We start from the raw sequence: 12,667 nt of genomic DNA, 5'->3' as shown, positions 1-12,667 counted from the left end.
GCTGGTGTCCGATGAAACTGCTTCCCGATCGCCTGCGCGGCGCGATGCTCAGCGTGTACGAGCGCCGGCTGATCCAGCTGATGGACACCACGCGGCTGCCGCACCATGTCGCGATCATCTGCGACGGCAATCGGCGCTGGGCGCGGGAGGCGGGTTTCGAGGACGTCAGCCACGGACACCGCGTCGGTGCACAACGGATCGCCGACATGCTCGGCTGGTGTTCGGAACTCGACATCACCACCGTGACGATCTACCTCCTCTCCACCGAAAACCTCCAGCGTGATTCCGAAGAACTCGACGCGCTGCTGGAGATCGTGCCCGACATCGTCGACGAGATCTCCGCGCCGATCACCGACGGCGACCCGCACCACGGCAACTGGCGGGTGCGCATCGTGGGCACACTCGAGCAGCTGCCCGAGCCGGTGGCCGAGCGGCTGCGCGCCGCATCCGAGCGCACCCGGGACTGCGACGGGATGAACGTCAATGTCGCGATCGGTTACGGCGGTCGGCAGGAGATCGCCGATGCGGTGGGCGCCCTGCTCGCCGAACAACTCGGCGAAGGCGCGACCCCGCAACAGATGATCGACGCGGTCACCGTCGAGGCGATCGACCGCAACCTCTACACCAAAGGGCAACCCGACCCGGATCTCGTGATCCGTACGTCGGGGGAGCAGCGGTTGTCCGGATTCTTGTTGTGGCAGAGCGCCTATTCGGAGATTTGGTTCACCGACGCGTACTGGCCGGAATTCCGGCGAGTGGATTTCTTGCGCGCACTGCGCGACTACGCGGCGCGGAATCGGCGGTTCGGTAAGTAGCGCGCCGCGGCCGGGCGCTGCCGGCGAGACGGGGCAGCCGGGGCGGCGGCCGCCGGAGTCGAGCGGGTCGTCTGCCTGTCGATCATCAACGCCGCCGACCCGGCGGTGAACTCCCGGTTCGGTTACTACCAGGGCAAGGGCGCCCAGGAACGGGTCTATCGCGAACTGCTCTCGCCCGACGTCCTGACGGTGGTGCGCTCGGCTCAGTGGTATGAACTCGCCGAGCAGCTACTCGGCCGGGCGCGGCGACGTCGAGGTGGCCGGGCCGGCCGTCCTCGATCTGGTCGATCTGGCCAAAGGCATTGCGCGGCAGTCGGGTTCCCCGAAGTGTGTGCTCGGCATCAACGTCGGCGGGTCGGCGCTGCGTACGGACGGACTGTTGCCGCGCGGTGACTTCGTGCAGACCGCGACCACAGTCGAGCAGTGGCCGGCCAGGCGGGCCGAGAAGAAGTCGAGCTGAGCGCCGCCTGAAGTCCCGATCACCATGCCGGCCGGGGCGGGGTGCCCTCGCCCATGCGGTGTAGCGCATCGAGGACGGTTGCCATGGCACCGCGCCCGATCTGTCTCTCGATCTCGCCGGCCACCGCTGCGGCAGTACGCGCGGCCAGTTCGGTGACCCCGCGTCCGCGGTCGGTGAGTTCGACGAGGCGCGCACGGCGATCGGTCGGATGTGGGCGCCGGGAGACGTAACCGTCGGCCTCGAGGGCTTCGATGATCGTCGCGGCCGACTGTTTGGTGATACCCAGGTGCGCGGCGATCTCGTTCACCGATGCGCCGGCGGCGGCGATCCGCGCGAAGATCACCCCGTGTACCGGCCGCAGTCCCGGGTGGCCGTGCGCGGCGATCTGATCGTTGATGCGTTCGGCGACGGCCGCCTGGGCCCGCATCAGTAGGAACGGAAGATCGGCGATGGGGGGAAGCGGGCTTGACATGAGGGCAGTCTAACTGTCTTATAAAGACAGATAATCTGTCCAACTAGGGAGTGGGATATGCCTGTTGTCACGCAGCCGACCGTGCATGGGATGCACGGATCACTATTTGAATCATTCGTCAGCCCGTCGCGCGGCAGCACCGAATTATGCGCCTGGCGAACGGTTGTCGGACCCACTCAGCAGGGTACGGCGCACCGGGTGGACCGCGAGGAGATCTTCTTGGTGCTGGGCGGCGAGCCGGTGCTGTACCTCGACGGCCGTCCCGAGGCCCTTCAGGTCGGTGCGGTCGTCTTCGTTCCGGCCGACAGCGAAGTGCGCCTGGACAATCCGGGTATGCACGAGGCGACGCTGTGGGTCACGGCCGTTGCCGGCCTACAGGCGACGACGGTATCGGGACAGCAGATCAGTCCGCCGTGGGCGCAGTAGTCGCGGGAACCGGATTCACAACTTGCGCAGGCGGACCCGATTGATCGAATGGTCGCTGTCCTTGCGCAGCACGAGAGTGGCGCGCGGGCGGGTCGGCAGGATGTTCTCGCGCAGATTGGGGAGGTTGATCGAGGTCCAGATGTCGCGTGCGGCGATCATCGCCTGCTCATCGGTCAACGACGCGTAGTGGTGAAAGTGTGAATTCGGGTCGGCGAACGACGTCGAGCGCATCTGCAGGAATCGCGAGACGTACCACCGCTCGATGTCGGTGGTCTTGGCGTCGACGTAGATGGAGAAGTCGAACAGGTCTGACACCATGAGGGTCTCGCCGGTCTGTAAGACGTTGAGTCCCTCCAGGATCAAGATGTCGGGCTGACGAATGTAGTGGCGGACATCGGGCACGATGTCGTAGGTCAGATGCGAATAGACGGGCGCGGTGACCTCGCGGGCCCCCGACTTGACCTCGGTCACGAAGCGCAGCAGCGCACGCCGATCGTATGACTCGGGAAAACCCTTGCGGTGCATGATCTCCCGCCGTTGCAGCTCGGCGGTGGGTAACAAGAAGCCGTCGGTGGTGACCAGGTCGACCTTCGGGTGTGATTCCCAGCGGGCGAGCAGGGCGGCCAGCACGCGTGCGGTCGTCGACTTGCCCACGGCCACACTGCCGGCGATCCCGATGACGAAGGGCACCTGTTTGTCGCCGCGCCGGTCGCCGAGGAAGGTCGACGTCGCCGCGAACAGCCGCTGGCGGGCGGCGACCTGCAGATGGATGAGTCGCGACAGCGGCAGGTAGACCTCGGCGACCTCGGTCAGATCGATCTGTTCGCCGAGGCCGACGAGCTGGGCGAGCTCGTCGGAGGTCAGCACCATCGGCATCGATTCACGTAGTTCACGCCACTGTTTGCGGTCCAGTTCCATGTAGAGACTGGGATCGCGATCACTGGAGTGGCGTGACATCAGCGCCGCCCCGGACCCGTGACGGTCGCGACTGAGGTGCTCGTCATGCACCCACCCTATAAGGGGACCCCGGCCGCCCGGTCCCGCGCCCTCGCACTCGCCGCGCTCGCCGCGGCTGTCCGTTGTCTGCTCGCGTCATCGGTTGTCGCCGCGTTCTCGGTAGCCTGCCGGTATGCCTTCTTCGCGTCCGGCGGCGGCGCCGTCTGGAGTTGTCACCGAATATCTGTTGCTGGGACTGGCCTTCGACCGCCTCGAGGAGGGGTTCGTCGACGCCTACACCGGGGATCCGACGCTGCGTGCGGCAGTGCAGAATGCGCCCGCGCCGCATCCGTCCCGGCTGGCCGACACCGCACGCGGTCTGCAGACCGACCTGCCCGGTGACCTCGATCCGGGCCGGGCGGCATTCATCGCCGCGCACCTGCGCGCATTGGAGTGTTCGGCGCGCAAGTTCGCCGGCGAGGAAATCGGCTTCGTCGAGGAGGTCCGTGCCTACTTCGACGTCGACATCGCGCCGGGCGATCCGGCGACATATCGCGATGCGCACGCCGAACTCGCTGTGGCGCTGGATGTCCCGGGCGCCACGGCGGAGTCATTGACGGCGGCGTACACCGCCTACCGGCGCGCCGAGGAGATACCCCCCGAGCGGGTCGACGACTGCGTGCGCGCATTCAGTGGCGCGTTGCGCGAGCGGGTGCGGGCGGTCTATCCGCTGCCCGACTCTGAGATCGTCGATTTCGAGGTCGTCGCCGACAAGCCGTGGTCGGGATTCAACTACTACCTCGGCGGATACCGGTCGCGGGTGGCGATCAACGGTGATCTGACACAACACATGTCGAGTCTGCCGCAGCTGATCGCGCACGAGGCCTATCCCGGACACCACACCGAACACTGCCGCAAGGAGCAGCTGCTCGTCGGTGGCGGCCAACAGGAGCAGACGATCTTCCTGGTCAACACGCCGCAATGCCTGATGGCCGAGGGACTCGCCGACCACGCGCTCGGCGCGATCATCGGACCGGACTGGGGAATATGGGCGGCCGAGATCTACGCCGATCTCGGACTCCGGTTCGACGGGCGACGAGCCCAGCGGGTGGGCCGGGCCACCGCTGGACTGCTCGGCGTGCGTCAGGACGCCGCGCTGATGCTGCACGATCAGCACCGCGACGCCGACACCGCCGCCGAATTCCTGCAACGCTGGCTGCTCGCGCCGCCGGAGCGGGCTCATCAGATGCTGCGATTCCTGACCTCGCCGTTGTGGCGGGCGTACATCTCGACCTACGTCGAGGGCTACCGGCTGCTGCAGCAATGGCTCGATTCGGCCGCCCCCGCAATCGCCGGCGCCCACCGCACGACCCGATTCGGCCGGCTGCTCGACGAGCCGCTGATCCCGGCATCGCTACGCGCGGAACTGGGTGCGACACCCTGACCGATGCGGCGAGGTCCGGGCGGATTATTCGGCTCGCCGCGATGGCCATAGACTTGCGGGCATGACCGAGAACGCCTCGTCCGCCCAATCCGTGAACTCGACGCCGGTGAATTCGATGTCGCTGGCCGAACTCGATCCCGACGTCGCCGCCGCGATGAACGGTGAGCTGAGTCGTCAGCGCGACACCTTGGAGATGATCGCGTCGGAGAACTTCGTTCCGCGCGCGGTGCTGCAGGCGCAGGGCAGTGTGCTGACCAACAAGTACGCCGAGGGTTACCCCGGCCGTCGATATTACGGCGGCTGCGAATACGTCGACGTCGTCGAGGACATCGCCCGCGATCGGGCCAAAGAACTCTTCGGGGCCGACTTCGCGAACGTGCAGCCGCATTCCGGCGCGCAGGCCAATGCCGCGGTGCTGGCCGCACTGATGGAGCCCGGCGAGACATTGCTCGGACTCGACCTCGCCCACGGCGGTCACCTGACCCACGGCATGCGTCTGAACTTTTCCGGAAAGCTCTACGAGAACGCCTTTTACGGCGTCAGCAAAGAGGATTTCCGCGTCGACATGGACGAGGTGCGCAAGATCGCCCTCGACACCCGGCCCAAGGTGATCGTCGCCGGGTGGTCGGCCTACCCGCGCATCCTCGATTTCGACGCCTTCCGCTCCATCGCCGACGAGGTCGGCGCCTACCTGTGGACCGACATGGCCCACTTCGCCGGGCTGGTCGCCGCGGGGCTGCATCCGAGCCCGGTGCCCGCCTCCGACGTGGTGTCCTCGACGGTGCACAAGACGCTCGGCGGGCCCCGCTCGGGCATCATCCTCGCCAAGCAGGAGTGGGCCAAGAAGCTCAACTCGGCGGTGTTCCCCGGCCAGCAGGGCGGTCCGCTCATGCATGTGATCGCAGGCAAGGCCGTGGCGCTCAAGATCGCCGGGACCGAGGAGTTCGCCGAGCGCCAGCGCCGGACCGTGTCGGGTGCCAAGATCCTCGCCGATCGGCTCACCGGGCAGGACGTCACCAAGGCCGGGGTATCGGTGCTGACCGGCGGTACCGACGTCCATCTGATCCTCGTCGACCTGCGCAACAGCCCACTCGACGGCCAGCAGGCCGAGGACCTGCTGCACGACGTCGGGATCACGGTCAATCGCAATGCGGTGCCCTTCGATCCGCGGCCGCCGATGGTGACCTCGGGACTGCGGATCGGTACCCCGGCGTTGGCCACGCGCGGGTTCGGTGACGAACAATTCGCCGAGGTCGCCGACATCATCGCGGGCACGCTGGCCGCCGGGCCGAGCGCGGATGTGTCGGCGTTGCGCGCCCGCGTCTCGCGTCTCGCGTTGGACTTCCCCCTCTACGACGGCCTGGAGTCGTGGGGGCTGATGAGCCGGATCTGACCCTCGGCGCACTCGAAGGGTGCCCGGCCTGCCGTCGATGCGGACCCTTGGCGTACCCTCGGGCGCGATGAACGCACTCACCGAGGACGACCTGATCATTGCGCTCGAGAAGGCGCTTCCGGAGATCTCTGAGGATCACCACGCAGCGGCGACGCCGTGGAATCCGCACGACTGGATTCCGTGGGACGACGGGCGCAACTTCGCGTTCCTCGGTGGCGACGATTGGGACCCCGCCCAGGCGACTCTCTCCGACGAGGCGCGTGCGGGCACGCTCGCGCTGCTTCTCACCAAGGACAACCTGCCGTCCTACCATCGGCTGCTCGCCATACACTTCCCGGCGTTCTCCGAGTGGCGTCAGTTGGTGGGTGTGTGGACCGCCGAGGACAACCGGCATGCCGTCGTGCTGCGGGACTACCTGGTCGTGCGGCGCGCGATCAACCCGGTCGACGCCGAAAACCACCGCCGCGAGCACGTGACCAAGGGATATCGGCAGCGACCGGAGCTGGTGCGGGATCTCGGCCCACTCGACGTCCTGGCCTTGATGGCCGTGCACGAGAACCAGTGCGTGCAGTTCATCAAGCGGCTGTCGGGGGCAGTGACCGACGACGTGTATCAGCAGATCCTCGTCAAGATCAGCGCTGACGACGAATTGCAGGCCCGCACCTTCGTGAACTTCCTCGGCGCCGGCCTCGTCGCCGACCAGGATGCGACCGTCATCGCGGTCGACGAGGCGCTGGCCCGGCTGACCACCGAGCCGATCGGCTTCGACATCGACGACTTCGACGCCGAACGCGCATTGATCGCCGATTACGAGAACGGCCAGACCCACGCCGCGATCGCCGCGAGTATCGCCGACGGCCTCAAACTCGAGAGCCTCCAGGAACTCGGCGCGGACGCTCAGGCCGCACGCCGGCGCATCCTCGCTCTCGCCGGCAGCTGATCCGGCCTTCCCGCGCACGCACTCGGCCGCCGTGGCGGCCGAGTGCGTCACTGCGTCCGACGATACGGGCGTTTACGTGGAATTCACGCCGACACACCTTCGGGGGCGCGCCGCGCCGGGGCATTCCGCGTACGTTGACGGGTGACGGGCCGCGGGGAAGCGGTTCGTCCGGGAGGTTCTCAATCGTGGTGTGCAACAGCAACGCGAGGGGGCCGGCCCCGGTCCCCGTCCATCTCGCCTGAGGCGAGAACGGACCGAGATCATGCCGGTCGACTTGAACTGGTTTGTGCGGGTGCCGCACAACTGTAGGAGCCCACGTGACCACACGCACCTACGTCCTCGACACCTCCGTCCTGCTCTCTGATCCCTGGGCGGTCACCCGTTTCGCCGAACACCACGTGGTTCTGCCACTGGTGGTCATCGGCGAACTCGAGGGCAAACGTCACCACCACGAGCTCGGCTGGTTCGCCCGCGAGGCCTTACGGCTCCTCGACGACCTACGGCTCGATCATGGGCGGCTCGATGTGCCGTTCGGAATCGGTGAATCCGGCGGCACGCTGCAGGTGGAGCTCAACCACACCGACCCGGCGGTCCTGCCGGCCGGATTCCGCACGGACACAAACGATTCGCGCATCCTGGCGTGTGCGCTGAACCTGCGGGCGGAGGGAGCCGACGTCATCCTCGTCTCCAAGGACACCCCACTGCGGGTGAAGGCCGGTGCCGTCGGCCTTGCCGCCGACGAATATCACGCCCAGGACGTCGTCGTCTCCGGCTGGTCGGGGATGACCGAGCTCGATGTCGCGTCCGAGGTCATCGACACTCTGTTCGCCGAGGGGGTCGTCGACCTGGATGCCGCTCGAGAACTCCCGTGCCACACCGGCGTTCGCCTTCTCGGGCCGGGCTCGTCGAGCGCGCTCGGCCGGGTCAACGAATCCAAGACCGTCCAGCTGGTGCGCGGTGACCGCGAGGTGTTCGGTCTGCACGGCCGCTCGGCCGAGCAGCGGGTGGCGCTCGATTTCCTCCTCGACGACACGGTCGGGATCGTGTCGCTCGGCGGCAAGGCCGGTACCGGTAAATCGGCACTTGCCCTGTGCGCCGGTCTGGAAGCCGTGCTCGAACGCCGCACCCAGCGCAAGGTCGTGGTCTTCCGTCCGTTGTACGCAGTCGGTGGCCAGCAACTCGGCTACCTACCCGGCGGTGCCGACGAAAAGATGGGTCCATGGGCGCAAGCCGTCTTCGACACGCTCGAAGGGCTGGCATCGCCGGAGGTGCTCGAGGAGGTCCTCGCCCGGGGCATGCTCGAGGTGCTGCCCCTGACGCATATCCGCGGTCGGTCCCTGCACGACTCGTTCGTCATCGTCGACGAGGCGCAATCGCTGGAGCGCAACGTGCTGCTGACGGTGCTCTCGCGACTCGGCTCGGGCTCGCGTGTGGTGTTGACCCACGACGTCGCCCAGCGCGACAACCTGCGGGTCGGCCGGCATGACGGGGTGGCCGCCGTCATCGAAAAGCTCAAGGGGCACCCGCTTTTCGCGCACATCACGCTCACCCGCAGTGAGCGCTCACCGATCGCCGCACTGGTCACCGAGGTGCTCGAGGAGTTCGCTCCCGGCGCCGTCTACTGACGCAGCCCCGGGTCGGCCGGTGACCGTCGCCGGCCGACCCGGAACCACGACCGGCAGCCCGCACCGCCCTTGAACTTGAAACCGGGTTCAAGTACGGTACGGATCATGGAGATCCAGAACACAGTTGCCGTCGTCACCGGTGCGGGTGGCGGCATCGGGGGAGCCATCGCCCGTGCGCTGTCTGCGGCGGGCGCCCGCGTCGTGCTGACCGACCTCGACGCCGACGCCGTCACCGCGACGGCGAAGACCATCGCCGACCGCGGCGCAGAGGTGGTGGCGCGCTCGGGAAATGCTGCCGACAACGCGCACATCGACGAGGTGATCGCCGCTGCCGCCGAGCATTTCGGCCCGGTCGACATGTACTTCGCCAACGCCGGGATCGGCGGGGCCACCGGCCTCGAGGCCACCGACGACGACTGGGCCACCGTCATCGATGTGAACCTGATGGCCCACGTGCGCGCCGCGCGCCGGCTCGTCCCGGAGTGGGCAGAGCGAGGCCGCGGGTATTTCGTCAGCACCGCCTCGGCGGCGGGTTTGCTGACCCAGCTGGGGTCGGCGACGTATTCGGTCACCAAGCACGCGGCGGTCGGATTCGCCGAGTGGCTCTCGGCGACCTACGGTGACGCCGGAATTCGGGTCAGTTGCCTGTGTCCGATGGGCGTCGACACCAAGTTGCTGCGTCCCGACGCCACCCCGGATACGCCCGGCGGGCGCCTCATGCAGCGGGCGGTGGAGACCGCAGGCGCGGTGCTCACCCCCGACGAGGTGGCGCAGCTGGTGCTGGCCTCCGTCGCCGACGAGCGTTTCCTCATCCTGCCGCACCCCCAAGTGCTCGAGATGTATCGCCACAAAGGCGCCGACTACGACCGGTGGCTGCGCGGGATGCGCCGCTATCAGGCATCGCTGCTCGCGCCGCAGGATGCATGAGCCCGCCCTGGCGGACCGTGCCTTATTCACTCATCACCAGACCCATCAATCAGTCACCACGCTCTCATCGAGGAGAAGTCGCATGACCCTGTTCGAGCCGTCGCCGCGCGCCGAAGACTACCGCCGCAAGCTGCTGGCCTTCATGGACGAACACATCTACCCCAATGAGGCGGTGTATTCGCAGCAGATGCGTGAGTCGGCGAATCCGCATGCGACGCCGCCGATCCTGCTCGAGCTCAAGGCCAAGGCGAAGGCCGAGGGGCTGTGGAATCTGTTCCATCCGTATGCCGATTGGGGCCCGGGTCTGACGAACCTGGAGTACGCCCATCTCGCCGAGATCATGGGCCGGGTCGGCTGGGCGCCCGAGGTGTTCAACTGCAACGCACCCGACACCGGCAACATGGAGGTGCTCACCCTCTTCGGCACCGATGAGCACAAGGAGCGCTATCTCAAGCCGCTGCTCGACGGTGAGATCGCCTCGGCCTTCGCGATGACCGAACCCGCGGTCGCGAGCTCGGATGCGACGAACATCGAGCTGCAGATGGTCCGAGACGGTGACTCCTACGTCCTCACCGGGCGGAAGTGGTTCGCGTCCAACGCGGTCCGTCCGGACTGCAAGGTGCTGATCGTGATGGGCAAGACCGATCCGAGTGCGCCGACGCACCGGCAGCAGTCGATGATGGTCGTTCCCACCGATGCGCCCGGCCTGACGATCCTGCGCAACCTCCCGGTATTCGGGTATGTGGACCGGGAAAGCCACGGCGAGTTGGTCTTCGACAACGTCCGGGTGCCGGCCACCGATGTCCTCAAGGGGGAGGGCGAGGGATTCGCGATCGCGCAGGCGCGGCTGGGGCCGGGGCGCATCCATCACTGCATGCGCGCTATCGGAATGGCCGAACGCGCACTGGAACTCATGTGCCGACGGGCTGGGGCACGGACCACCTTCGGGCGAGCGCTGGCCGACCGCGCCAACATCGCGGACTGGATTGCCGAGGCGCGCATCGATATCGAGATGGTGCGGCTGCTGACGCTCAAGGCGGCGTACATGATGGACACGGTGGGCAACAAGGCCGCCGCCACCGAGATCGCCGCGATCAAGGTCGCCGCGCCGAATGTGGCCCTCAAGATCGTCGACCGCGCCATCCAGGTACACGGCGGTGCCGGTGTGACCGACGACTTCCCGCTGGCGGAGGCCTATGCGCACCTGCGGACGCTTCGGCTGGCCGACGGTCCCGACGAGGTCCACAAGCGTGCCATCGCGCGACGGGAGCTACGCCAGTACCGCACGTCGGCGGCCGTGCCCGAGAAGGTCGACGGGGTATCGGACAACGCATTGTCGGCGCGCTAGGTGATGGTGGCCGTGCCGCTGCGCGAGGGGGTTGACGATGGTGAATGAAGGGAAGATTCACGAGACGGGGCTGGCCGTGATCCCGGAGGTCGACGCCGTAGCGCTCGGCGAGTGGCTCGCGCGCATCGGGGTCCGCCCGCAGGGTTCGATGACCTGCACGAGAGTCGGTCTCGGGCAATCGAATCTGACGTATCTGCTCGCCGACGAGGCGGGCGGGCGCTGGGTGTTGCGCCGGCCGCCGGTGGGCAATCTGCTGGCGTCGGCGCACGACGTGGTGCGCGAGGCGCGCATCCTCTCGGCGCTGGCCGGCACGGACGTACCGGTTCCCGCGGTCCTCGGCGTGTGCACCGACGAGTCGGTGAGCCCGGCGCCGCTGGTGGTGATGGAATACGTCGACGGTGTGGTGCTCGACGGCATGCCGACGGCGCAAGCGTTGACGCCGGCCACGCGTGGGCGCATCGCCGAGTCGATGATCGATACCCTGACACGCATTCACCGGGTGGATCTCGAGGACGTGGGACTGAATGATCTCGCCAGCCACAAGCCCTATGCCGCACGGCAACTCAAGCGGTGGAGTGCGCAGTGGGAAAAATCCAAGACCCGGGAGATACCGGCCCTGGACGAGCTGACGGGGCGGCTGTCGGCCAACATTCCCGAACAGCGCGAGACCCGCCTGGTGCACGGCGACTTCCACATTCGCAACGTGATGGTCGATCCGGAGTCCGGCTCGGTGCGTGCCGCGCTCGACTGGGAGCTGTCGACCCTCGGTGATCCGCTCGCCGACATCGGTAGCACCCTTGCGTATTGGCCGGCGGCAGGGGATATCCCATTGGCGGCGCCGGTGGAACTGCTCGACGGATTTCCCTCGCGCGAGCAGTTGGCCGAGATGTATCTCGAGCGCAGCGGCCGTGATGCGCAGGCACTGCGATTCTGGCATGCGCTCGGCCTGTGGAAGGTCGCGATCATCGCCGAGGGGGTGTTGCGGCGCGCTCAGGACAACCCGGCCAACCGTGCTGCCGCCGGGGTGCCGACCGGCGACATCATCGACCTTCTGGTCGACAAGGCGAGTGCCGTCGCCGATGCGGCCGGACTGTAGTGGAAGGACCGGGATGTCGGCCCCGGAAGGGTCGATGGACCCGGGGTCGATGGAGCCGGTGAGAAGATGACGGTATGACTGCACGTGACACGACGAAGCGACCGGGCGACGACTCGTTGCCGCCGCTCGCGGTGACCGACGGGGAAAAGGCTCCGCCGGTCACCGCGCGCGGCGAACGCACCCGGGCGGCACTGATCACGGCGGCCCGACGGATCTTCGAGCGTGACGGATTCTCCGATGCCCGGCTGACCGACATCACCGCCGAGGCGAAGTGCTCGACCGGGACCTTCTACACCTATTTCGACAGCAAGGAGGAGATCCTCGACGCCGTGCTGGCCCTTGCACATGAGGACATGCTCCACCCTGGACTTCCGCACGTGGAGACCCGCGCGCAGGATGATCCGTATGCGGTCCTCGAGGCGGCCAATCGCGCATACTTCGAGGCGTACAAGCGCAATGCGAAGCTGCGCCTCGTCCTGGAACAGGTGTCGGCCAACATCCCGGAGTTCCGCGAGAAGCGCCGCCGGCGCGGACAGGTGTTCGCGACCCGAAATGCCCGGCACATCAAGGACCTTCAGGACCGCGGTCTCGCCGATCCCGACCTCGACCCACTCGTGGCCGCGACCGCATTGTCTGGCATGGTGTCGCGGATGGCATATCAGGCCTTCGCCCTCGGCGACTACGCCGACCTCGATCAGATGGTGGTCACCGCAACGCGGTTGTGGGCCAACGCCATCCGGCTGCGTGGGCCCGGGGAGCCGGGCGTCTCAGAGTCCTGACGCGCG

Annotated in this window: 13 protein-coding genes; 11 read left to right on the top strand and 2 right to left on the bottom strand. The window is 67.4% G+C overall.

Annotated features, from left to right (window positions below):
* Positions 1 to 11: 11 nt before the first annotated feature.
* Both ACLQ3C_RS11115 and ACLQ3C_RS11110 read left to right on the top strand, forming a co-directional pair.
* A complete protein-coding gene (locus tag ACLQ3C_RS11115) occupies positions 12 to 815 on the top strand; it encodes an isoprenyl transferase (protein ID WP_425705114.1) in 804 nt (267 codons plus the stop codon).
* Between the two features lie 211 nt (positions 816 to 1,026).
* Positions 1,027 to 1,275 carry a hypothetical protein gene (locus ACLQ3C_RS11110; protein WP_425705113.1) on the top strand — a complete coding sequence of 83 codons (249 nt, stop codon included), beginning with the start codon at positions 1,027 to 1,029 and terminating at the stop codon, positions 1,273 to 1,275.
* Between the two features lie 19 nt (positions 1,276 to 1,294).
* On the opposite strand, the gene ACLQ3C_RS11105 is transcribed toward ACLQ3C_RS11110, so the two are convergent.
* Positions 1,295 to 1,747 (bottom strand): MarR family winged helix-turn-helix transcriptional regulator, encoded by a 453-nt coding sequence (locus tag ACLQ3C_RS11105; protein WP_425705112.1) that lies wholly within the window; start codon positions 1,745 to 1,747, stop codon positions 1,295 to 1,297.
* Between the two features lie 57 nt (positions 1,748 to 1,804).
* Here ACLQ3C_RS11105 and ACLQ3C_RS11100 point away from each other — a divergent pair, with 57 nt between their 5' ends.
* Positions 1,805 to 2,173 (top strand): cupin domain-containing protein, encoded by a 369-nt coding sequence (locus tag ACLQ3C_RS11100; protein WP_425705111.1) that lies wholly within the window; start codon positions 1,805 to 1,807, stop codon positions 2,171 to 2,173.
* 15 nt (positions 2,174 to 2,188) lie between these two features.
* Here the strand turns inward: ACLQ3C_RS11100 and coaA are convergent, their stop codons facing one another.
* Complete coding sequence (gene coaA, locus ACLQ3C_RS11095) at positions 2,189 to 3,130, bottom strand: type I pantothenate kinase (protein ID WP_425705110.1); 942 nt, start codon at positions 3,128 to 3,130, stop codon at positions 2,189 to 2,191.
* Positions 3,131 to 3,302: 172 nt separating this feature from the next.
* Between coaA and ACLQ3C_RS11090 the strand changes: the two genes are divergently transcribed.
* The 8 genes from ACLQ3C_RS11090 (at position 3,303) to ACLQ3C_RS11055 (ending at position 12,661) form a co-directional block, all read left to right on the top strand.
* Positions 3,303 to 4,553 (top strand): DUF885 domain-containing protein, encoded by a 1,251-nt coding sequence (locus ACLQ3C_RS11090; RefSeq protein WP_425705109.1) that lies wholly within the window; start codon positions 3,303 to 3,305, stop codon positions 4,551 to 4,553.
* Positions 4,554 to 4,614: 61 nt separating this feature from the next.
* Entirely contained in the window at positions 4,615 to 5,946 is a 1,332-nt protein-coding gene (glyA, locus tag ACLQ3C_RS11085; protein WP_425705108.1) for a serine hydroxymethyltransferase, read from the top strand.
* Between the two features lie 67 nt (positions 5,947 to 6,013).
* Positions 6,014 to 6,886 (top strand): acyl-ACP desaturase, encoded by an 873-nt coding sequence (locus ACLQ3C_RS11080; protein ID WP_425705107.1) that lies wholly within the window; start codon positions 6,014 to 6,016, stop codon positions 6,884 to 6,886.
* A 317-nt stretch (positions 6,887 to 7,203) separates the two neighbouring features.
* Entirely contained in the window at positions 7,204 to 8,511 is a 1,308-nt protein-coding gene (locus ACLQ3C_RS11075; RefSeq protein ID WP_425705106.1) for a PhoH family protein, read from the top strand.
* 105 nt (positions 8,512 to 8,616) lie between these two features.
* The gene (locus ACLQ3C_RS11070; RefSeq protein WP_425705105.1) at positions 8,617 to 9,438 is read left to right on the top strand and encodes an SDR family oxidoreductase; all 822 of its coding nucleotides are present in this window, start codon (positions 8,617 to 8,619) and stop codon (positions 9,436 to 9,438) included.
* Positions 9,439 to 9,520: 82 nt separating this feature from the next.
* On the top strand, positions 9,521 to 10,786 hold the full coding sequence (locus tag ACLQ3C_RS11065; RefSeq protein WP_425705104.1) for an acyl-CoA dehydrogenase family protein: 1,266 nt from the start codon (positions 9,521 to 9,523) through the stop codon (positions 10,784 to 10,786).
* A 37-nt stretch (positions 10,787 to 10,823) separates the two neighbouring features.
* Positions 10,824 to 11,882 carry a phosphotransferase family protein gene (locus ACLQ3C_RS11060; RefSeq protein WP_425705103.1) on the top strand — a complete coding sequence of 353 codons (1,059 nt, stop codon included), beginning with the start codon at positions 10,824 to 10,826 and terminating at the stop codon, positions 11,880 to 11,882.
* Between the two features lie 74 nt (positions 11,883 to 11,956).
* Positions 11,957 to 12,661: a TetR family transcriptional regulator gene (locus ACLQ3C_RS11055; protein WP_425705102.1), complete on the top strand. Its 705-nt coding sequence runs from the start codon at positions 11,957 to 11,959 to the stop codon at positions 12,659 to 12,661.
* The last annotated feature ends 6 nt before the right edge of the window (positions 12,662 to 12,667 follow it).

The organism is Gordonia sp. DT30, assembly GCF_049844915.1.
Lineage (GTDB): Bacteria > Actinomycetota > Actinomycetes > Mycobacteriales > Mycobacteriaceae > Gordonia.
Note: the sequence above shows the minus strand (reverse complement) of the source record. Positions and strands in the feature narration are given on the sequence as shown.

Coding starts and splice junctions, on each gene's coding strand:
- ACLQ3C_RS11115 (WP_425705114.1), top strand. CDS start 12: ATGAAACTGCTTCCCGATCGCCTGCGCGGCGCGATGCTCAGCGTGTAC.
- ACLQ3C_RS11110 (WP_425705113.1), top strand. CDS start 1,027: ATGAACTCGCCGAGCAGCTACTCGGCCGGGCGCGGCGACGTCGAGGTG.
- ACLQ3C_RS11105 (WP_425705112.1), bottom strand. CDS start 1,747: ATGTCAAGCCCGCTTCCCCCCATCGCCGATCTTCCGTTCCTACTGATG.
- ACLQ3C_RS11100 (WP_425705111.1), top strand. CDS start 1,805: ATGCCTGTTGTCACGCAGCCGACCGTGCATGGGATGCACGGATCACTA.
- coaA (WP_425705110.1), bottom strand. CDS start 3,130: ATGTCACGCCACTCCAGTGATCGCGATCCCAGTCTCTACATGGAACTG.
- ACLQ3C_RS11090 (WP_425705109.1), top strand. CDS start 3,303: ATGCCTTCTTCGCGTCCGGCGGCGGCGCCGTCTGGAGTTGTCACCGAA.
- glyA (WP_425705108.1), top strand. CDS start 4,615: ATGACCGAGAACGCCTCGTCCGCCCAATCCGTGAACTCGACGCCGGTG.
- ACLQ3C_RS11080 (WP_425705107.1), top strand. CDS start 6,014: ATGAACGCACTCACCGAGGACGACCTGATCATTGCGCTCGAGAAGGCG.
- ACLQ3C_RS11070 (WP_425705105.1), top strand. CDS start 8,617: ATGGAGATCCAGAACACAGTTGCCGTCGTCACCGGTGCGGGTGGCGGC.
- ACLQ3C_RS11065 (WP_425705104.1), top strand. CDS start 9,521: ATGACCCTGTTCGAGCCGTCGCCGCGCGCCGAAGACTACCGCCGCAAG.
- ACLQ3C_RS11060 (WP_425705103.1), top strand. CDS start 10,824: ATGGTGAATGAAGGGAAGATTCACGAGACGGGGCTGGCCGTGATCCCG.
- ACLQ3C_RS11055 (WP_425705102.1), top strand. CDS start 11,957: ATGACTGCACGTGACACGACGAAGCGACCGGGCGACGACTCGTTGCCG.